Below are 20,981 nucleotides of genomic sequence, written 5' to 3'. Positions count from 1 at the left end.
GAGGACACCGCCGTGACCATCACCGACATAACCGCCCCCGCCGCCGAGCACGGGGCTCTGTTCACCGAAACCCTGGTGACCGCCCACTGGACCGACACCGAGGGCTGGGGCCCGGCGCGCACCGGCCCGCTCACCGACTTCGCCATGCACCCCGGCATGATCGGCCTGCACTACGGCCAGGTCGTCTTCGAGGGTCTCAAGGCCCACCGCCAGGCCGACGGCTCGATGGCCGTGTTCCGCCCGCGCGACAACGCCCACCGCTTCCGCCGCTCCGCGGCCAGGCTCGCGATGCCGGAGGTCGATGAGGAGATGTTCCTGCACGCGGTCCGGGAAGTGGTGGCGGCCGACGGCCACCACATCGGTGACGACCCGGCCATGAGCCTCTACCTGCGCCCGCTGTTGTTCGCCAGCGAGGCCAACCTCATGCTGCGCCCGTCGCGCGAGTACACGTTCATGATGATGGCCTTCGTCGCGGGCGGTTTCTTCGGCGAGGTCGTCGAACCCGTCCGGGTCTGGATCGGCCGCGACCACCCCCGCGCCTTCCCCGGCGGCACTGGCGACGTCAAGTGCGCCGCAAACTACGCGGGCACCTTCCTGGCCCAGCGCCAAGCGCAGGAGAACGGCTGCCAGCAGGTCGTCTGGCTCGACGCGGCCGAGCGTCGTTGGGTGGAGGAACTCGGCGGCATGAACCTGTTCTTTGTCCGTGGTACCGGCGCCGACGCTGACGTCGTCACCCCGGAACTCACGGGCACCCTCCTCCCCGGGGTCACCCGCGACACCCTCCTCACCCTCGCCGACCGTCTCGGCCTCCGCGCGGGCACGACCCGCATCACCGTCGACGACTGGCGAGCCCAGTGCGCCGACGGCACCATCACCGAGGTCTTCGCCTGCGGCACCGCCGCAGTCGTCACCCCGGTGGGCACCGTCGCCGACGGCACCACCGAGTGGACCATCGGCGACGGCACCGCAGGCCCGGTCACCGCCCACCTCCGGCGCGCGCTCCTCGACCTTCACCACGGCAACACCCCTGACTCCGACGGCTGGATGTACCCGGTCCGCTGACCGGAGCGCCGCCCCGCGGCTGCGCCCGCACGCTGTGCTCAGTCGGGATGGCCGCCGATCGCGGCACCACCCTGCAGGTCAACCGGCGTCTGCACGGCCTTGTCCCGCAGGGCGAGCGCGACCGGGACGGACAGGCCGCCCGCGCCGCCGAGCGCGCCGATCACCGCAGCGGGCACGAGCGCGAACTCGTCGTCGGTGCAGCAGGAGCCGTGCTGCCGCCAAGTCGTCATCGATGTTCAACGTCGTGGTCCTTTGTGGATCGCACGCTCACGGCCCCCAGGGCGAGTCGCTCGTACCGTTCGCGCGTAGCCGGTCGTTAGATTGCCGGTCCAGAGATGCTGGTCCGAATTGCGAACAGGACGACCTGCTCGCTGTGACGGCGCCGGCTACGAGCGGGCGCGGACGGCGGCGCGTGTCGGGCGCGCTGGTCGCGAGCTGTAGGTGACGTATCGAGCGATGGATCCGCGCATGATTCCCTCGTGTCCCGCCTGCCCCCTGCAGGCGTGGTACTGCCCGGTCCTTGACGTTGTCGGCCCGAACCGGAGGTTCGGATCCGTGTCTCCCCAGACTGTCTGGACCTGTGGGCCACTAAACCGCAAAACTCACCCAGAGTCATCATTCGAGCTTGAGCGGCAAGCTATGCCGCTCCTAGGCACCGCCTCTGTCACGGAGTGTAAACAGAGTAGTGATCCATAGTTCCCTCGTCGCTCTTGGACCGGCCGGGGCACGCGGGGTGCGTCCATCCTCGAACCCCGGCAAAGTCCGGGTTCGTGCTCGCTGCGATGAACGACGTTGTGCGTCCTGGAGAGCCTGGGGCCTGGGGCCCACTGCCAAGTAAGGCCAAGAGGAGATCGGCTTTGGTGGTGGCGGACTGATCAACTGGACGTCAGGGGAAGCGGTACCGGGTCGGCTTTGCTGCACGTCCTAGCCATTGCTTTGGTGAGCGGTAGGACCGGTCGGGCCTGATGCCAGGTGGTGGACACCAGCACCCGACCGGTCTGTCCGATGAATATCGACTACAACGGGCGCGCTGGTGGAGCGCCTGGTTTTCGCGACCGGTGCCGCTGGTGGTGCCGATGGCGCCGCTGGTGTTGCTGGTGTTGCTGATGGCGAGCAGGGCGAGCAGGGCGAGCGGGGCGAGCAGGGCGAGCGGGGCGAGCAGGGCGAGCGGGGCGAGCAGGGCGAGCGGGGCGAGCAGGGCGAGCGGGGCGAGCGGGGCGAGCGGGGCGAGCGGGGCGAGCGGGGCGAGCGGGGCGAGCGGGGCGAGCAGGGCGAGCAGGGCGAGCAGGGCGAGCAGGGCGAGCGGGGCGAGCAGGGCGAGCGGGGCGAGCAGGGCGAAACCCGACACCAGCATGAGGCCGTCGAGCACCAGCGGGCCGACGCTTGCTGCCACCGGGTCGTAGCCCCAGGCGATGAGGTCGGCAGCAGCGGTTGGGTTCGGTCCAGCGCCTGGATCCCGGTCTTCTCGTCCACCGAGAGCACCACCGCGCCGCCGGGTGGGTCCAGATACAGACCGACGACGTCGGCGACCTTCTCGGCGAACGCGGGATCCCGCGACAGCTTGAACGTGCCATGCCGATGCGGCGCCATCGCCGCCGCTGGCGCTCAGGTATCGCCCGAGACATCGGTTGTCATCCGAGATTCCGTGACGCGCGCAGAATGCCAAGGCCTCGTTCCCGTCCCGAAACTCCTCACCGGAGTAGTAAAGGAACCAATAGCCGGGTCTGAGCGACGCGTAATCTGAGCTCGACACGCTGTAGACCTGGACATCCAACTCCGAGCTCAACTCCTTCAGCCGCTGCGCGACTTCTTCCTCGGTAACGGACGACTTCGCATAAGACCCGAGCTGTGCGACCCACTTCCCAGTACCGGGCATCAACGAAGAACCGCCGGTCCTTGGCCCGGTTGGCGCGGCACTCGACGTGAAGCCGATCTCCTTCAACCGCTCACGGAGACTGTCGATCGACGTCGAGTGATCACCGGACGAACTGGCGTCTGCGAGCATCATGATGTTCTGCTGGATGCAGCTGGTGCGGTCTACCCCTTGCCGCAGCCCCTCGTTGACCAATTCGACCACGCGATCCACGCCTGTGAAGCTCATCAGTATGAATTGGCTAATTAGTCGCGAGGACGTTGTCGGCCTCGCTTGTCGAACTTGGATCTGTGCCCGACGTTGACCGAGCTCCATGGGTGGCCGACGACGCGGAACCAGAACATGTGCCGCGCGGTGATGTCGCCGCTGCTTACCTCCACCAAGCCGAGTTTCAGCGGCCATCCGTCGCGACTGGCGTACTCGACGTCCAGCGCCACGAACGAGTCCTCGATACCGCTCATCCTTGAGCGACGTCGTGTCGGCTTGTAGCCGCTGCGCCGGTGAAGTGTGTCCTGGCTGTGTTCGACGGTATGGGGACCATCCGGAAGTCGTTCAGATTGGCCCAATGCCAGCCGTGGCCTTCGTCGTAGCTGACAAAGTCGAACGCGGCGGCGCCAGACACGAAGCGCTGGAACGCGGACATCGCCAGGTCGACGTCTCCGTCGGCATGGGCGGCGAGCATCGTCGCGACCACCTGGGCCGGTACGACGATCTCCAGTTTGCGCTGATGTTGGTAGGTGCCATCGGAGTCATGGCCGCGCACATGCAGTTCTCCGTCGATCACGACCAGCGCCGGGTTCGCCCGGGCGCACCCTCGTTGTCGCGAGCCCCTGGGTGATCATGTCCCGGCGTCGCGCTCGCACTATGTCGGCGGCGGGGGTCGGCGCGGTCGAAACTGTGGCATGGCGCGGATGCTCCCACTGGCTACCGACAATTCGCCGACGCCCGGAATCGGGTCTGGTCAGTTTACAAGCTTGTAGCCGCTGCCCGGGGTCGTGGCCGCGCAGCGCGCCCAGCAGGTCCTCGACGCCGCGTACTTGCGCCTCTGAGGCGATCAGACGGACTCGTAAGCGGTCCGCCCGTCACCCGACGAGCTTGGCCTCCGCGATCGTGCCGGCACAGCCCATCGCCGCGTCTGGCGCGGCGCCACCGTGGGTGCGCTGAAGGTGAGCCTCACCCCATACCCGCACTCCTTCGACGACGGGCAGGACAGTGGTCCCGTAGGGAGTGAGCCGGTAGATGACGCGCGCCGGAACCGGTCCGGTCACCACGCGTTCGACGAGCCCGTCGGCCTCCAGCTCGCGCAACTGTTCGGCCAACACCTTGGGCGTGATCGGTGCACCCCGGCGGCGAAGGCCGGCGAAATGGGACTCCCCATGGGCGAGCCAGTACAGCAGGGTCAGCTTCCACTTCCCGCCGATCGCGGCGAATGCCGCGGCCATTGGACAACCGGGCAGCGGGTTCGGGCGTGAGGGGTTACCTGCAGGTGCGTTCTTGCTCATGGTCGTGCTCCGCTCCGATAGTCGGACCATGACCTTGCCACACAGAGGGAACCTGGCCGAGGGCCATTCGGTGCTCGTGCCGATCGCGGCGGAGGCGTCGGCGGACGCCGCGACCTGAGCAGGGTCTCGGAATCCGGCGCTGTCCGCGCGGGCACCGGAAACGCTCGACGCAAGGCTTTCGTGGGCCGTATCGCCCGCGCGGACGAAGGCCGAACATGCCCGCTTGCCGTGCGCGTTGCCGGCGAGCGACAACTTCTCCCCGGGCAGATAGCCAACAGATATCCAGCGGTGTTCCGGGACACCAACCAATCAAGAGGGGTGGGTCTGTGGCTAGATCGCTGTTTCTGCGTGGTCCCGACAGTCGGGTGGCACGTCAGCTGTCGATCATGTTGATCGCGGTGGTGGCATTCGCGGCGGTGGAGGTCGCCGAGCCGCCGCAGGCGGCCGCCGGGCCGCAAACGGTCGCCGCGCCGCCGATCACGCCGGTGGAGTCACGGCCGGACGTGGTGTCGGCGGCGGTGTCGGCGCGGGCGCAGGGGTCCCGGGTCGAGGTCGAGTCCGAGCGCGCGGAGACCAGTTCTACGTGGGCGAACCCGGACGGGACGATGACCACGGAGGCCCACGCGGCGCCGATCCGGTTCAAGGACAAGGCGGGGCGTTGGCAGGCGATCGACCTGACGTGGCGCAAAGACCGTGACGGCGCGGTCGTACCGGGCGGTCACCCGCTGGGGCTGAAGCTGGGCGGGAAGAGCGCGAAGACGGGCATGGCGTTCGTCGCGACGGACCCGGCGGCGGACCGGCAGGTCGAGTGGGTGGCGCCGTGGGCACTGCCGGAGCCGGTGCTGGACGGGACGAAGGCCACCTACGCCGACGTCGAGCCGGGGGTTGACCTGGTCGTGCACACGCGTCGCTCGGGGTTCGAGTACGACTTCGTGGTCAAGCGCAAGCCGACGGCCGCGCCGGTGTGGCGGATCCCGTTGCGCATCAAGGGTTTGACCGTCAAGCCGCAGGCCGACGGTTCGATCCACTTCGTCGACGCGAAGGACCAGGTGCACTCGGTCATCCCGGTCCCGATGATGTGGGACTCGGTGATCGACAAGCGCAGCGGTGAGCACGTCAACCGCGCGCGGGTCGGCATGACGGTGGAGTCCACCAACAATGGCGCGGCGACCCTCGTGGTCAAGCCGGAACCTGCGTGGTTCAACGATCCAAAGAGGACATATCCGATCACCGTGGACCCGACCTACGCGGTCGGCACGGCGTATTCCAGCTTCGACACCTGGGTTCAGTCGGACTACACGACCGACCAGTCCGCGTCGTCGGAGTTGAAGCTGGGCACCTACAACGGCGGCGCGGTCAAGGCGCGATCGTTTCTCAACTTCTCCGTCGCCCCGTTCAAGGGCAAGCAGGTCCTGAGCGCGCACTTGTCCCTGTTCGAGACGTGGTCCTACTCGTGCACTCCGTCGACGATGATCGTCCGTAGCACTTACCAGTTGGCGTCCACGGCCACGCGGTGGACCGCGCAGCCGACGTTCGGCTCGCAGTACGGTTCGGCGAATGTGGCCAAGGGGCACGACAGCGGCTGCCCGGGCGGACGGATGTCGGTGCCGATCACCAGTCTGGTGCAGGCGTGGTCGAACGCGACCTACACCGTCGGCGGCATGGTGTTGATGGCAGGCAACGAGGCGGACTCCAACTCGTGGAAGAGGTTCCATTCCACGGAGGGCTCGGCCGACCCGTACATCTCCTACACCTACAACCGCCCGCCCACCGCACCCGCGATCCCGACCGTCTCCGGCACCGTCGGCTACGCCGCACCGGGTGGCGCCACCTACTACTACACCGCCAACCGACGGCCTTTCGTGTCGACGAAGGGCACCGACGCCGACGGCAACACGGTGCGCTATGAGTTCGAGTACCACACCTCCACGGTGGTGTCGTCCACGACGTTGAAGGCCACCTGCACCAGCTCGACCTACGCCTCCGGGACCACAGCGGGCTGCCTACCCTCGGTCGCCCTCCCGGACGACACGGCGATCGTCGTGCGCGCCCGCACCTTCGACGGCACGCTCCGTTCCGGCTGGTCAGGGTGGGTCCTGTTCCGCGTCGCGGCGGGCACACCGGCCCCGGCCACCGTCACCTGCCCGTACGCCAACGGTTCCTGGACCGACCCGCTGCCCGCGTCGAAGGTCCTGTGCACGATCACGGCCACCGGCACCGGCTTCAACGCGCCCGGCTACGTCCGGGTCAACGTCGACGGCTCGCCCTACCCGACCAACTTCGCCGGCGGTGCGCCCGGCCAGCTCAAGATCAACCCGACGAACCTGGGCGGCGACGGCAAGGCCCACGTCTGGGTCGGGCGGAACCCAGGGCAGCACTCGATCTCCGTGCGGGCCGAGAGCCCGTCCGGCAAGCTGTCCGAGATCACGCACTACTCGTTCGGCTACGGCTCGGCGACGTTGTCCAGCCCGGCGGCGAGCCCGCGCACGACCACCACGGGCGCAATCCGCATCAGCGCCTCCGGTCCGCCCAAGGGAACCTCCGGCAGCGTCGCGGCCACGGTGAAGTGGCGCCTGTCCGGCTACGGCGGCACCAGTGAGACCACCGGCTGGAACCTCGCGACCACCGCCCCCCTCACGGTCACCGACAACGGCGGCGCGGGTGTGACGGTCTCGGGCATCTGGAACACCTCGGCCGAGACCAAGGACGGGCAACTGGACGCAGACCCCGCCACCACGGGTGTCCAGCCGACACCGCTCAACGACCGCGTCCCCACCCTGCTCGACGTCCAGGTGTGCCTGGCGTACTCCGGCTCCACCCAGTGCACCTGGTCCCAGACGAGGACCACGGTGCTGCGGGTGCCGCACGCGTTCGGCAACGGATTCCCCACCGCTGAGGCAGGCCCGGGACAGGTCGCGCTGTGGACCGGCGAGTTCCACACCGACACCACCGACGTCTCGGTGCCCGGATACACCGGCGACCTGTCGCTGTCGCGCTCGCACTCGACGTTCGCAGGGACGACCGACCCGGTGACCGGCGTGTTCGGGCCGGGCTGGACCGCCCAGTTCGACGGCGCCGACACCGGAGTGGCCGGGATGCGGGTCATCGACAACACCCGGATCGACGGCACCATCGCGCTCCTCGACGGCGACGGTTCCGCGCTGGTCTACGAATCGCCCTCCGGCGCCCGGCGCACCACCGCGACCCTCCAGTCGGGCACCTGGGTGCCCGCCGACGAGGAGACCTCGCTCGACGCCGGGAAACTGACCGTCGCCGGCACCGGCGCGGCGACCACGATCGCCTACGTCCAGGACGACGGCACCACCACCACGTTCGCCACGACCGCCACCACCGCGCCGACCGCCACCACGGCCGGACAGTTCCGACCGGCGGGCATCACCGAGGCGGGCGTGACCGGAAAGACCACGTACACCTACGACCCCGTCACCGGCCGCGTCACCCGGATCCTGGCGCCCGCCGCACCCGGCATCGTCTGCACCGACGCCCAAGGCGCCTACACCAACGCGACCGGCTGCCGCTCGCTGCGGCTGGAGTACGGCACGGTGGGTTCGGCCGCGGGCCGCCTGGTCGCGGCGTGGCTCGACATCCACAACCCCGACCGCGCCGGTGGCGCGGGCATGGACGCGATCAAGGTCGCGGCCTACACCTACGACACGGTAGGACGCCTGGCCACCGCCACCGACCCGCGCAGCGGCCTCGGCACCGGCTACGAGTACGACTCCGCCAACCGCCTGACCTCGGTGACCCCGGCAGGCCAGGTCCCGTTCCAACTCGCCTACACCGCGGCACCCGACGTCAAGCTCGCCAACGTCAAGCGCGACCGCCCGGCGGGCGACCCGACCGGCGGAACCGCCACCCTGGCCTCGTTCGTCTACGACGTGGCCACCACCGGGACAGGCCTGCCGGACCTCTCGCCGACCTCGGTCGACCGCTGGAACCAGGCCAAGTCCCCGGTGAAGGGCTTCGCGGTCTTCGGCCCCGGCCACCCGGTGAACTCCACGACGCCCACCGGCATCGCCGCGGGCGACTGGGAGTACGCCGACCTGCGGTACACCGACTCCGAGGGCTACACCGTCAACACCGCCACGTACGGCGCGGGCGCGTGGCAGCTCACCGCCACCGACTACGACGCCCAGGGCAACGTGGTGCGCGAACTCGACGAACGCGCACTACGCCTTGTGGTGGACGACCAGATCCCACCAGGGGCGAGCGCGGACCAACTCGCCACCCTCACCACCTACAACGCCGACATCACGTCGGGCGACACCGTGCTCACCCCGGCGGGAACCCTGATCACCGACACGTACGGCCCGGCCAGGACCGCGTCCCTGCGCGACGGCAGCCTCCGCAGGCTGCGCACCCACACCAGGACCGACTACGACCAGGGTGCCCCCAACGCCGGAATCAATCCCGCGACCGCGTTGCCCTACCGGCTGCCGACCTCCCAGACGACGGCGGCCCACGATCCCGGGACGGGACAGGACGTCGAGGTCCTCTCCCGTGAACTCACCTCCTACGCCGCCCCGGTCGCGAGCGACCCGGACGGCTGGGCACTGGGCCAGCCGGGCATGACCACCACTGACATCGACCTCGACGGCGTCGTCTCCGCGGGCGACATCGTCAAGCTCACCCGCCACGACGCCGAGGGGCGGATCGTGGAGACCCGTCAGCCGACCTCCAACGGTGCGGACGCGGGCACCACCAAGACCATCCACTACACCGCCGCCGCCAACACCGCGCACCCCGAGTGCGGGTCGCGACCGCAGTGGGCGGGCATGGTCTGCAAGACCTACCCGGCTGCCGCGCCGACCTCAGGGCCGAGCCTGCCCTCGACCACCACCACCGGCTACAGCTACCTGCTGGAGCCCACCGCGGTGGTCCAGACCTCGGGAACGGTCACCCGGACCTCCACGACGACCTACCTGCCCGACGGCCGCATCGCCTCGACCTCCACGGCGGTCACGGGTCTGGCGGGCTCCACCGCGAACACCCGCAAGGAGAACGAATACGATCCGCTCACCGCCGCGTCGACGAAGGTCACCGCCCGCAACGCGGACGGCTCGGTGGCGGGGTCGGTGACCACCGGATACGACGGCTGGGGGCGCCAGACCAGCTACCAACCCTCCGGTGACGCGCCGACGACCACGGTGTACACGCCCTCCGGGGCCGTGGCGACCGTGACCGACCCCAACGGGTCGACCAGGTACACCTACGACGGTGCCGACGCGGCCGGGCGGACCGAGCGCCGGGGCCTGGCCACCAAGGTCGAGGTCGCCACCGCGGGATCGGTATGGACTTCCACCGGCGCCTATGACGCCGACGGCGCCCTGGTGACCCGGCGGTTGCCCGGCGGGATCACCCAGCACACCGACTTGGACAACGCGGGTGAGCCCGTCGGCCTGCGCTACACCGGCCGGATCGCCACGGTGAACGAGGACGGAACCACCACCGTCGACTCCGACGGCGGCTGGCTCGCCTGGTCACAGGACAACGACGTCGCCGGCCGCGTGACCCGTGAATGGACCCCCGACGGCGGCGCCTTCACCGGCCCGGCCGCCGGAGAGCCCACGGACGTCGGCGACGCCATCCCCTATGACCGCGCCTACGCCTACGACACCGCGGGAAGACTCGTCCAGGTCCGTGACCGGACCGCGACCGCGACCGGCGTGGACATCACGGACCCGGCGGAGACCCCCGCCTGCGTGACCCGCTCATACGGCTTCGACGGCAACCACAACCGGCTCACCAAGACGGTTTCCCCCGCCGCCGCTGACGGTTCCTGCACCGCGACCGGTGGTGCGATCACCAGGGCATTCGACTCCGCCGACCGCCCTGTCACCGGCGCGGGCGGCCAAGGTGCCTACGCCTATGATCCGCTCGGCCGCGGCCTGATCCTGCCCGCCGCGGACGCGCCGAATCCCCAGGGGGGTGACATCGCCTTGGCTTACCACCACAACGACCTGGTCAAGTCGATCTCCCAGGGCGGTGTCACCACGACGTTCGCCCTCGACGCCCTCGACCGCCGCGCGAGCGAGACCGTCGCGGACGCACAAGGCTCCAGCACGACGTTCCACCACTACACCGACGCCACCGACAATCCGACCTGGGTGACCGAGAACGGCGCCACCCGGCGCTACGCCGAACTGCTCGGCGGTGACCTGTCCCTGGCCGTCGACCAGGCGGGCGCGGCCGTCCTGACCATCGCCAATCCTCACGGTGACGTGGTCACCGAGGTCGACTTGCCCACCGCAGGCGCGCCGGCCACCTCGATCACCGGCTGGAGCTCCTACGACGAGTACGGCAACCCCGCCGCGGCCAACACCGCCACGACCGGCGAGGTGGAGTACGGCTGGCTCGGCACCAAGCAGCGGGCCGTCTCCGGCGCGGGTCTCACCCTCATGGGCGCGCGCGTTTACAACCCCGCCACCGGCCTGTTCACCTCCGACGACCCGGTGACCGGGGGCGGAGCGAACCGTTACGCCTATCCCACCGACCCGATCGGCATGACCGACCTGGATGGGAAGGCGTGGCCCGCGCTGGGGCTGCTCCTGGTCGCGTTCGTGCTGCGCGCGTGCGCGCGGTCCTTCCGGGTATGCCGGCAGGCGGTGAAGATCGCCAAGCGCTACATCTGGTCACAAATCAAGCGCGGTGCGATCTGGTTGGCCAAAAAGGCAAAGTGGCTCCTGGGCAAGGCGCTCGCCGCACTCGGAGGGGCGCACGCCGTCACCACTTGCTACAAGAACGGCAAACGGGGCTACCTGGAGAACCGCCGCAAGAACTGGTTCAAACGCATCTGGCGGACTGCCCGGCGCTGCGTGACAGGTTGATCATCCAGCTCCCTATCCGGTAGCAGAACGTGCCCGGTGTGCCGCCTGGCCTGCGGATGTCATGTGCCGCAGGCCAGGCGGCCCTTGTGGATAGTTCTTGGGGCGCTTGGGACTCCGCCGGAGAGAGTCCTTTGTGGTCCCAACCGGCGTCACTCCGGATACCGCGCGCCGTTGAAGGTCCTGAGGTTTCGCACTTTTCGCGGTGCCACGGTTGGTTGATCTTCGTGTGACACGGGGCGATGTCGGCGGTCATGGCCGGACATGGGGGAAGCATCGGCGTGGGCTTCCCCTCGTATCGTGGAGGCATCGCCTTTAAGGAGAGCGGCGATGACGATGGCGGAGTCACGACGGAAGTTTGATCAGGACTTCAAGGAAGGCGCGGTGCGTCTGGTGCGCGAGACCGGGAGACCGGCCGCGCAGATCGCGAAGGATCTGGGTATCAATGAGGGCACCCTGGCCAATTGGGTGGTGAAGGACCGGAGGGCCCGTGGCGGCGATGGCCGGTTGAGTGAGGACGAGCGGGTCGAGCTGGCGCGGTTGCGGCGGGAGAATGCCGAGTTGGCGATGGAGCGTGATGTCCTCAAGCGTTCGGTGGCCCTCTGGGTCACCGACGCGATGGGCCGGTAGACGTGGCCGCGTTCATCGCCTCCCAGAGGTGCGAGGTCGATGTCCCGCACGTGCTGGCCTGCCGGGCTCTCGGGGTGTCGCAAGCGTGGTTTTACAAGTGGCGCAACGGTGATGTGTCGCTGCGCCGGTCGCGGCGTGCGGCGTTGGCGGCGCTGGTAGCGCATCTGTTTCGGGTGCATCGTGGCACCTACGGGTCGCCGAGGATCGGCGCGGATCTGCGGGATCTGGGATGGCGGGTGTCGGTGAACACCGTCGCGGTGCTGATGGCCGAGCAGGGCTTGGTGGCCCGGCCGAAGCGGAAACGCCGGTCGTTGACCCGGCCGGACCGCTGCGCGCGGAAGGCGCCGGACGCGTTGGGCCGTGACTTCACCGCACCGGATCGGCCGGACTGCCGGTGGGTGGGTGATCTGACCGAGATCCCGAACGACGAGGGACGGTTCTACCTCGCCACGATCCTGGATCTGCACTCCCGCCGATGCGTCGGGTTCGCCCTCGATGCCCACCACGACGCGGCGGTGGCCACCGCCGCGTTGCGGGTGGCGATCGCCGTGCGCGGCGGTTCGGTCACCGGGGTGGTGTTCCACACCGATCAGGGTGGGGAATACACCGGTGGCGTGTTCGCCGCCGCCTGCGTTCGGGCCGGGGTGATCGGAGTCGATTGGCCGCACCGGGTCGGCGCTGGACAACGCGGTCGCCGAGTCGTTCAACTCCACCCTGGAGTTCGAACTGCTCCGCGTCCGGCACTTCGCCACCCGCGAGCAGGCCCGCAGAGCGGTCGCGGCCTGGATCGATGAGTACAACTCGATGCGCCGGCACTCCACCGACCGGATGCTGGCCCCGATCGACTACGAACTGGCCCAGGCCAACCACCGGGACGCGGCATGACCCGACCAACCGACAACGACACCATGGGGGCGGCAGCGCCGCCGCTGCCCGATCAGCGCCGCGCAGGCTACGGGGCCGCCCTCCCGCCTCAAGGGTCGCTCCGCGATCGCTACCGCGACGGCCCTGCGGGCCGCCCTTGACCCCGGAGCCTCTACGGCCCCCCTACACAGGAAGCGCGGCCAGGCCCAGAGGGCCTGCCCACCCCCAAACACGCGGCGCGAAACGACAAGACCCACCCAGTGAAGGGCGTCACCAGGGCGGACGCGCGCCGTATGGCTACGTGGTCGTTGACGGCGGGCCGCATCCGAATCCGAGGAAGGCGGCGGAGGGATTCCGACTGCGACTGCTCGCGATTGACGAGCCGTCCGCCGAGGCAGTTCGGCGCTGACCGGGGACAAAGCCTATGGCAGCAAGGCCAATCGGGCAGCGTTGCGCCTGCGGAAGATCAAGGCGGTGATCCCGCAGCGTCGGGATCAGGTCGCCAATCGGCTGCGTAAGGGATCGGCCGGTGGTCGCCCTCCGAGTTTCGATGCCGAGCACTACAAGCGACGCAACCAGGTCGAGCGGGGTTACAACCGCCGCAAGCAGTTCCGGGCGTTGGCCACACGCTACGACAAGCTGGGTCTGCACTGGCAAGCGACCAACGACATCGTCGAGACCCTCGACTGGATCCGCGCTAAACCAGACAAATCACGACCTGATCCGGCGGACACGCCCTAGCCGAATAGGCCCAGACCGCGCCAGCGGCTGTCGCCGACGTTGTCGTAGTGGTACCCGATGCGGTTGCGTAGCCGTGCGATCCCGGTGACCCGCTGGACGCGGCGGGCGATGTCCTCGGCTTCGCCGCTCCACTGAACCCGGCCGACGAGCAGCACGTCGGCGCCGTCGACGGCGGCGCGGACGAGGCTCGTGTCGACGCCGGGGACGTCGTTGAGGGCCGCCCGCACGCGCACGCCCAAGTCCGGTGGCCCGGGCGGTGTCCGTGGCGCTGGGATGTCTGTCTGGATCGTGTCCTGGATGGTCATTTCTCTCACCTCCACCCCAGGCTGTGTCATCCCACCGTGACCTTGAAGGGCCCAACCGGCTCGATCGGGATGGGTCAAAGGTCCCGCCGACGACCACTTTGGTCCCTGTCGAATGAGGTCTCCGGGCTGCGTCCCCGGCGAGGCCGGGCCGGTCATGGTTGGACGAAGCCGAAACGAGGAGACCTCCACCATGACCGTGTTTCCGATGACCGCACCGAGCGACGCCGACGAGCTGGCGCTGGGGCGGGTCGACGCGTGGTGGCGGGCGGCGAACTATCTGTCGGTCGGGCAGATCTACCTGCTGGGCAACCCGCTGCTGCGGGAGCCGCTGAGGCCCGAGCACGTCAAGTCGCGGCTGGTGGGGCATTGGGGCACGGTCCCGGGAATCACCCTCACCTACGCCCACCTCAACCGGGTGATCATGCGCAACGGTCTTGAGGTCATGCTGGTCACCGGGCCTGGGCACGGCGCCGCGGCGCTGAACGCGGCGGCGTGGTTGGAGGGGACGTACTCCGAGCTCTACCCCGAGGTCGGGCAGGACGAGGCGGGGATGGCGGCGCTGTTCCGCCAGTTCTCCTTCCCCGGTGGTGTGCCCAGCCACGCCTCGCCGCAGGTGCCGGGGTCGATTCACGAGGGCGGTGAGCTGGGGTATTCGCTGGCGCACGCCACTGGGGCGGCGTTCGACAACCCGGGGCTGGTCGTCGCGTGTCTCATCGGGGACGGGGAGGCCGAGACCGGGCCGCTGGCCGCGAGCTGGCAGGCGCCGAGGTTCCTGCACCCGTGGCGCGACGGCGCGGTGCTGCCGATCCTGCACCTCAACGGCTACAAGATCGCCAACCCGACCGTGCTGTCGCGGATTCCCCCGGAGCAGCTCGCCGGGTACCTCCGGGGCCAGGGGTGGGACCCGATCGAGGTCGCCGGGGCCGACGCCGCCCAGGTGCACCGCGCCTACGCCGCCGCGCTCGACGAGTGCGTGGCGCGGATCGAGCGCATCCGGCGGGGGACCGCGCACGGCGCGGGCAGGCCGATGATCGTTCTACGCACGCCGAAGGGCTGGACCGGTCCGTCCCATGTGGACGGGCAGGCGGTCGCGGGTTCCTGGCGCTCGCACCAGGTGCCGCTCACGAATGTCAGGGAAGACCCCGCCCGGCTGGACATGCTGCGGCGGTGGCTCACCGATTATCGGCCTGAGGAGCTGTTCGGCGCGGACGGCGGGCCGGCGCCGAGCCTGGCCGCGTGGCGGCCCGGGGGAGAGCGGCGGATGTCGGCCAACCCGCGGGCCCACGGCCAGGTGCAGCGGGATCTGCGGCTGCCCGCCCCGGCGGCGCACTCCGTCGCGGTCTCCGCCCCCGGCGAGGTGACCGCGCAGGCGACCAGCGTGCTGGGCGAGTACCTGCGGGAAGCGCTGCTGCGCAACGAGTCTAACGCGAACCTGCTGCTGTTCGCCCCCGACGAGCACGCCTCCAACCGGCTCGACGCCGCGTTCGACGTCACCAGCAGGCGCTGGCAGCTGCCCACCGAGCCGAACGACCAGTACCTCTCGGCGACCGGCCGGGTCGTCGAGGTGCTCTCCGAGCACTTGTGCCAGGGCTGGCTGGAGGGCTACCTGCTGACCGGCAGGCACGGCCTGTTCTCCACCTACGAGGCGTTCGCGCACATCGTGGACTCGATGGTCGCCCAGCATGCGAAGTGGCTGCTCACCGCCGACTCCGTGCCGTGGCGGCGGCCGGTGCCGAGCCTGAACTACTTGCTGACTTCCCACGTCTGGCGTCAGGACCACAACGGCGCCTCCCACCAGGACCCCGGGTTCATTGATCACATCCTGTCCAAGCGGCCCGAGGTGACCCGCGTCTATCTGCCGCCGGACGCGAACACCCTCGTGTGGGTCGCCGACCACTGCCTGCGCACCCATGGGCAGGTCAACGTGATCGTGGCGGGCAAGCAGCCCGCACCCCAGTACCTGTCCGCCGAGAAGGCCGCCGCGCACTGCGCGCAGGGCCTGGGTGTGTGGGAGTGGGCGAGCACCGACGGCGACGGCGAGGCCGACGTGGTGCTGGCCTGTGCGGGCGACGTGCCGACGCTGGAGACCCTCGCGGCCGTGCACGTGCTGGCCGAGCTGGCGCCGGACGTGCGGGTCCGCGTGGTCAACGTGGTCGACCTGACCCGGCTGTTCACCCCCGGCAGGCACCCGCACGGGCTGTCCGACCAGGACTTCACCGAGATCTTCACCGCCGACCGACCGGTGATCTTCGCCTTCCACGGCTACCCGTGGCTGATCCACCAGCTCACCTACGACCGGCCCAACCACGACAACCTGCACGTCCACGGCTTCCACGATCTCGGGTCGACGACCACGCCGTTCGACATGTGCGTGCTCAACGATCTTGACCGGTTCCACCTCGCCCTCGCCGCCCTGGAGCGGGTCCCGAGACTCGCGGGTCGGCTTGGGCATCTGCGGCAGCGGATCCTCGACCGCCTCGCCGAACAGGCCGAGTGCGTCCGGCGCACCGGCGACGACCTTCCCGCGGTCCGCGACTGGACCTGGCCAAGCCCACGCCCGGACGGAGCGATCTCATGACCATCCTCGACACCGAGAGCCCGCTGCGAACCGCGTTGTCGGCCGCGATCCGGGCGCCCTCGCCGCACAACACCCAGCCCTGGCGCTTCGAGGTGCACGGTGATCGCGTCGAAGTACTCCTCGACCGCGACCGCGTGCTGCCCGTCACCGATCCGGAAGGGCGTGAGGCCAGGCTCGCCTGCGGCGCCGCGGTGTTCAACATCCGGTTGGCCCTCAACGGAATCGGCCGCGCCGCCGTGGTGCACCTGCTGCCCGACCCAAACCGGCCCGACCTGCTCGCCATGGTGCGGATCGCGGGCAACCGCGTGGTGATCCCCAGCGAGCGGGCGCTCGCGGAGATGATCCCGACCAGGCACACCAACCGCAGGCCGTTCCTCGAACGGCCGGTGCCCGCCCCGGTGAAAGCCGCGCTCATGCGTGCCGCCGAGCGGGAAGGGGCGTGGCTGCGGCTGGTCGAGCGGCCGCCGGAGGTCGACGCCGTCGCCGCGCTGATCCGTCGGGCCGACACGCTGCAGAGCGAAGACCCCGCTTACCGGGCCGAGTTGCGCGACTGGGTCCACGACAACGCGAATCGTGTCGACGGTGTCCCGACCCGGGCGCTGGGCCCGCCGACACGGACACCCGGTCTCATCACCCTGCGCCGCTTCACCGACGACGAGGACCCCGCGCGTGAGCGCCCGTTCGAGCAGCAGCCGCTGCTGGCGGTGCTGACCACGCCCGGCGACACCCCGATCGACCACGTGCAGGCGGGCAACGCGATGCAGCGGGTCTTGCTCACCGCCGCGGACCTCGGCCTGTGCTCGTCGTTCCTGTCGCAGCCGATCGAGGTGCCCGCTGTCCGGGCGGCGCTGCGGACACTGCTGCGGGCGGGCAGCCCGCATGTGGTGCTGCGCCTGGGCTATGGGTACAGCGGCTCCCCGGCGCCGCGCAGGCCGATCAGCGAAGTCACCCGCTTCGTCTCCGACGAAGCCCCTACCGGCATGACACTCCATGGAGGAACGCAGTGACCATTCACGACCGCACCCGCCCCATCCTGGTCGGCGTCGACGGGTCGGCCTCGGCGATCACCGCGACCCGCTGGGCCGCGGCCGAGGCCGACCGCCACAAGGTGTCGCTGCACATCGTCAACGTCTACACCTGGCCGGTCTCCGGATACCCGGAGGCGCTGATCGCCGGACACGACCTCCTCGCCTCGATGAAGAAGGTCTCCGCAGGGGTCCTCGACGAGGCCCGCGCCGCCGCTGAAGAGGCTGCGCCCGAGGTGGCGGTCACGGTCACCTCGCATGGCGGCGAGGCGGTGCCGTACCTGCGTGCGCAGAGCAAGAAGGCGTCACTGCTGGTCGTCGGTTCCCGTGGACTCGGCGGGTTCAGCGGGCTGCTGCTGGGCTCGGTCGCGGTCGAGCTCGCCGCGCACACGCAGTGCCCGGTCATCGTGGTGCGCGGCGAGCCGAACGACGGCCCGGTAGTGGTCGGCGTCGACGGATCGCCGGTGAGCGAGGCCGCGATCGCGTTCGCCTTCGAGGAAGCCTCCGCCCGCGACGCGGACCTCGTCGCCGTGCACGCCTGGCACGACTCGCCGCTGGTGGACGTGTTCGAGAAGGGCTACGCCTCGCTGTACCTCGACACCGCCGCCGTCGACGCCGAGGAACTGCTCGCGCAGCGACTCGCCGGCTGGCAGGAGAAGTACCCCACCGTGTCGGTGACCCGGGTGGCGCCGCGAGGCCGCGCGGCGAAAGTGCTCATGGACCACGCCGGCGGCGCCCAGCTCCTGGTCATCGGCAGCCGCGGCCGCGGCGGCTTCACTGGCCTGACCCTGGGTTCGACCAGCCAGGCCCTCATCCACCACGCGCCGTGTCCGGTCGCCGTGCTTCGCGCCGCGGACGGCCAATGATGTCCACAGTGGACGACGTAGGTGCGCGGTCGCTCCTCCTGGACGGCTCGATCGTCGTGCTTCGGGAGATCGGCCCGGCCGATGCCGACGCGGTGCGCGAGCTGCACCGCGAGCTGCCGCCCGAGGACCGCTACCGGCGGTTCTTCACTCTCTGCGCGGTCAACGCCGACCTGTACACCGACAGCATCACCAGCGGGAATCCGCTTAACGCCGGCGTCGGCGCGTTCGCGGGCGGCAGGCTGCTTGGACTCGCCAGCTATGCGACGCTCTCCGGCGGCACCACCGCCGAGTTCGCCATGGTTGTCGCGCACGAGCGGCACGTGCACGGCATCGGGACACTCTTGATCGAGGAACTGGTCTCGTTGGCGCGCAGCCGCGGGCTGACCGAACTCAAAGCCGAGATCCTCACCGAGAACGCGCCGATGCTGCGGCTGCTCGACGAACTCGGGCTGCCCCGCACGCACCGCCGGACCGACGACGAGATCGAGGTGCTGATCCCGCTCGCGCCGACGCGCGAGTACGACCTGGCGGTGCACCAGCGCGAACAGGTCGCCGACCGGGCCAGTCTGAGCGCGGTGCTGCGGCCGGAGTGCGTCGCGGTGATCGGGGCGGGCCGCGCGCCCGACTCCATCGGTCACGCCTTGCTCGCCAACATCGTCGCGGGCGGGTACACGGGTTCGCTGTACGCGGTGAACCCCCATGCCCGCGAGGTAGCCGGGGTGCCCAGCCACCCGCGGGCGGCCGACCTGCCGGTCGTGCCGGATCTGGCCGTGCTGTGCGTGCCCGCGCGGGCCATCGCCGACACCGCGCGCGAGTGCGGAGAACTGGGTGTCCGGGCACTGCTCGTCGTCACCGCGGGGCTCAGCGCCGACGATTCGGCGAGACTGCGCGCGACGGCCCGGGAGTTCGGGATGCGGCTTGTGGGGCCGAACTGCATCGGCGTCTACAACGGCGATCCGGTGGTGCGGCTTAACGCCACCTTCGCCCGCAACCGGGTCCAGGCGGGCTCGGTCGGGGTGGTGACGCAGTCCGGGGGAGTGGCGATCGCCCTGTTCTCCGCGCTCGACCAAGTCGGCCTGGGTGTGTCGAGTCTGGTCTCAACCGGGGACAAGTACGACGTCAGCGGGAACGATCTGCTGCTGTGGTGGTCCGGGGAACCCGAGACCAAAGCCGCTGTGCTGTACCTGGAGTCGTTCGGCAATCCCCGCAAGTTCTCGTCGCTGTGCCGACGGCTGTCGAGGACCAAGCCGATCCTGGCCGTCCGGCCGCCCGCGACGCCCGCGGCGCAGCGCGCGGCCAGTTCGCACACGGCCGCGCTGGCCACGCCGGCGGTCACCGCCGACGCGCTCTACCGGCAGGCAGGCGTCATCGCGGTCGACCGGCTCTCCGAGTTGCCCGAGACCCTCGCCGCGCTCGTCGACCAACCGCTGCCCAAGGGCCGCCGCGTCGCGGTGATCAGCAACGCGGGTGGGGCGGGCGTGATCGCCGCCGATGCCTTGGGACGCCAGGGATTGGTGCTGCCCACGCTGCCCGCGCGGGTCGTCGAAGCCCTGCGGGCGCACCTGCCGGTCCAGGCCTCGGTCGCCAACCCGCTCGACACCAGCGCCGTCGTCTCCGCGCAGGTGTTCCAGCGGTGTGTCGAGTCGCTGCTGGCCGAACCGTCGATCGACGCCGTGGTCGCCATCGCGGCGCCGACCGCGCTCGGCGACCCGATCGATGCGATCGCCGCGTGCGGACCGGCAGCGGCCCGCACGGGCACGCCGCTGCTCGCTGTCCACCTTGGACAGTCGGCTGCGGTCACCCGGCTGCGCGGCGCGGTTCCCTGCTACAGCGACGCGGTCGCCGCGGCCACCGCGCTGAACCGGTGCGTGCAGCGGCGCGAATGGCTCGACCGACCAGTGGCAGACGCACGCGAGCCGGAGGGTTTCGACGCCGCCCCGGCCACCGGGATCGTCCGTGAGTTCCTGGCGTCGAACCCCGACGGCGGATGGCTCGACCCGGCGCGGTGCCTGCGCGTCCTCGACGCGGTCGGCGTCCCCACCGCGCCGGGCGTCGTGGCCGACTCCGCCGACGCGGCGGTCGCGGCCGCGACCAGAGTGGGCGGACCGGTGGCCCTCAAGGCGGTCGCCGACGGCCTGCTGCACAAGAGCTCCGGTGGCGGCATCGTGCTGAGCGTCGCGGGAGAGCACGCGGTTCGCTCGGCGTACGAGACGTTCGCCGAGCGCTTCGGCGGCGCGCTGCGCGGGGTGTTCGTGCAGCCGATGATCGACACCGAGGGCGTCGAACTCCTCGTCGGCGTCAAAGGCGACCCGATGTTCGGGCCGCTGGTCGTCTTCGGTCTCGGCGGCACCAGCACCGACACCATCGCCGACCGCACGGCGCGACTGGCCCCAGTCTCGGCGGCAGACCTCGACGAGATGCTGCGCGGCCTGCGCGGCTCCCAGGCCATCTTCGGCCACGCACGGGCCGACGAGGCCGAAGTCCGCGACGTGGTCGCGCGCGTCAGTTGGCTGGCCCAAGCCGTCCCGGAGATCGCCGAACTCGACGTCAACCCGCTGATCGCCACCGAACACGGCTGCGTCGCCATCGACGCCCGCATCCGGCTCGCACCGGTCACGGCCTACGACCCGCTCCTGCGCCACCTGCGCATCTGAGGTCCCACGGCGGGACCTCAGGACCGGTCGGCGGGT

The 20,981-nt window shown here is 70.2% G+C and carries 15 protein-coding genes and 2 pseudogenes; 10 read left to right on the top strand and 7 right to left on the bottom strand.

The window, feature by feature from the left end; translation table 11 throughout:
- The first annotated feature begins 12 nt into the window (after positions 1 to 12).
- Positions 13 to 1,062: a branched-chain amino acid aminotransferase gene (locus tag ACUZ2Y_RS04520; RefSeq protein ID WP_476327180.1), complete on the top strand. Its 1,050-nt coding sequence runs from the start codon at positions 13 to 15 to the stop codon at positions 1,060 to 1,062.
- A gap of 38 nt (positions 1,063 to 1,100) precedes the next feature.
- Here ACUZ2Y_RS04520 and ACUZ2Y_RS04515 read toward each other — a convergent pair whose 3' ends face one another.
- The 6 genes and pseudogenes from ACUZ2Y_RS04515 to ACUZ2Y_RS04490 all read right to left on the bottom strand — a co-directional run bounded on the left by ACUZ2Y_RS04515 (position 1,101) and on the right by ACUZ2Y_RS04490 (position 4,746).
- A complete protein-coding gene (locus ACUZ2Y_RS04515; RefSeq protein ID WP_476327178.1) occupies positions 1,101 to 1,292 on the bottom strand; it encodes a hypothetical protein in 192 nt (63 codons plus the stop codon).
- Between the two features lie 656 nt (positions 1,293 to 1,948).
- Positions 1,949 to 2,455 (bottom strand): hypothetical protein, encoded by a 507-nt coding sequence (locus ACUZ2Y_RS04510; RefSeq protein WP_476327176.1) that lies wholly within the window; start codon positions 2,453 to 2,455, stop codon positions 1,949 to 1,951.
- A gap of 2 nt (positions 2,456 to 2,457) precedes the next feature.
- Positions 2,458 to 2,661 (bottom strand): annotated as a pseudogene (locus ACUZ2Y_RS04505) (IS630 family transposase); the annotation flags it as partial.
- A 519-nt stretch (positions 2,662 to 3,180) separates the two neighbouring features.
- Positions 3,181 to 3,396, bottom strand: coding sequence for a hypothetical protein (locus ACUZ2Y_RS04500; RefSeq protein WP_476327174.1), 216 nt, complete (start codon positions 3,394 to 3,396; stop codon positions 3,181 to 3,183).
- Complete coding sequence (locus tag ACUZ2Y_RS04495; protein ID WP_476327172.1) at positions 3,393 to 3,719, bottom strand: hypothetical protein; 327 nt, start codon at positions 3,717 to 3,719, stop codon at positions 3,393 to 3,395. Before ACUZ2Y_RS04495 ends, ACUZ2Y_RS04500 begins: the two co-directional genes overlap by 4 nt.
- Positions 3,720 to 4,017: 298 nt before the next feature.
- Positions 4,018 to 4,746: a winged helix-turn-helix transcriptional regulator gene (locus ACUZ2Y_RS04490; protein WP_476327170.1), complete on the bottom strand. Its 729-nt coding sequence runs from the start codon at positions 4,744 to 4,746 to the stop codon at positions 4,018 to 4,020.
- Positions 4,747 to 4,823: 77 nt separating this feature from the next.
- On the opposite strand from ACUZ2Y_RS04490, the gene ACUZ2Y_RS04485 reads away from it, so the two are divergent.
- The 5 genes and pseudogenes from ACUZ2Y_RS04485 to ACUZ2Y_RS04465 form a co-directional block, all read left to right on the top strand.
- Positions 4,824 to 11,285, top strand: coding sequence for a DNRLRE domain-containing protein (locus ACUZ2Y_RS04485; protein WP_476327168.1), 6,462 nt, complete (start codon positions 4,824 to 4,826; stop codon positions 11,283 to 11,285).
- Between the two features lie 327 nt (positions 11,286 to 11,612).
- Complete coding sequence (locus ACUZ2Y_RS04480; protein WP_476327166.1) at positions 11,613 to 11,912, top strand: transposase; 300 nt, start codon at positions 11,613 to 11,615, stop codon at positions 11,910 to 11,912.
- A gap of 2 nt (positions 11,913 to 11,914) precedes the next feature.
- Positions 11,915 to 12,706, top strand: a complete 792-nt coding sequence (locus tag ACUZ2Y_RS04475) for an IS3 family transposase (RefSeq protein WP_476327164.1) — start codon at positions 11,915 to 11,917, stop codon at positions 12,704 to 12,706.
- Positions 12,627 to 12,797 (top strand): integrase core domain-containing protein, encoded by a 171-nt coding sequence (locus ACUZ2Y_RS04470; protein ID WP_476331599.1) that lies wholly within the window; start codon positions 12,627 to 12,629, stop codon positions 12,795 to 12,797. The genes ACUZ2Y_RS04475 and ACUZ2Y_RS04470 overlap by 80 nt, the downstream gene beginning before the upstream one ends.
- A 384-nt stretch (positions 12,798 to 13,181) precedes the next feature.
- Positions 13,182 to 13,517, top strand: a pseudogene (locus tag ACUZ2Y_RS04465) (transposase); the annotation flags it as partial.
- Here ACUZ2Y_RS04465 and ACUZ2Y_RS04460 read toward each other — a convergent pair.
- A complete protein-coding gene (locus ACUZ2Y_RS04460; RefSeq protein ID WP_476327162.1) occupies positions 13,514 to 13,822 on the bottom strand; it encodes a BON domain-containing protein in 309 nt (102 codons plus the stop codon). The pseudogene ACUZ2Y_RS04465 and the gene ACUZ2Y_RS04460 overlap by 4 nt on opposite strands.
- A gap of 205 nt (positions 13,823 to 14,027) precedes the next feature.
- Here ACUZ2Y_RS04460 and ACUZ2Y_RS04455 point away from each other — a divergent pair, with 205 nt between their 5' ends.
- Genes ACUZ2Y_RS04455 through ACUZ2Y_RS04440 form a run of 4 tightly spaced genes read left to right on the top strand, consistent with a single transcriptional unit; the run spans position 14,028 to position 20,945 of the window.
- Positions 14,028 to 16,400, top strand: coding sequence for a phosphoketolase family protein (locus tag ACUZ2Y_RS04455; RefSeq protein ID WP_476327160.1), 2,373 nt, complete (start codon positions 14,028 to 14,030; stop codon positions 16,398 to 16,400).
- The gene (locus tag ACUZ2Y_RS04450; protein WP_476327158.1) at positions 16,397 to 17,407 is read left to right on the top strand and encodes an Acg family FMN-binding oxidoreductase; all 1,011 of its coding nucleotides are present in this window, start codon (positions 16,397 to 16,399) and stop codon (positions 17,405 to 17,407) included. Before ACUZ2Y_RS04455 ends, ACUZ2Y_RS04450 begins: the two co-directional genes overlap by 4 nt.
- Positions 17,404 to 18,291: a universal stress protein gene (locus ACUZ2Y_RS04445; protein ID WP_476327156.1), complete on the top strand. Its 888-nt coding sequence runs from the start codon at positions 17,404 to 17,406 to the stop codon at positions 18,289 to 18,291. The genes ACUZ2Y_RS04450 and ACUZ2Y_RS04445 overlap by 4 nt, the downstream gene beginning before the upstream one ends.
- Complete coding sequence (locus tag ACUZ2Y_RS04440) at positions 18,291 to 20,945, top strand: bifunctional acetate--CoA ligase family protein/GNAT family N-acetyltransferase (RefSeq protein WP_476331596.1); 2,655 nt, start codon at positions 18,291 to 18,293, stop codon at positions 20,943 to 20,945. The genes ACUZ2Y_RS04445 and ACUZ2Y_RS04440 overlap by 1 nt, the downstream gene beginning before the upstream one ends.
- Positions 20,946 to 20,981 lie beyond the last annotated feature (36 nt).

The organism is Actinokineospora sp. UV203, from assembly GCF_056323665.1.
The sequence above is the reverse complement of the archived record's forward strand: the minus strand, read 5'-3'. Positions and strand labels throughout refer to the sequence as shown.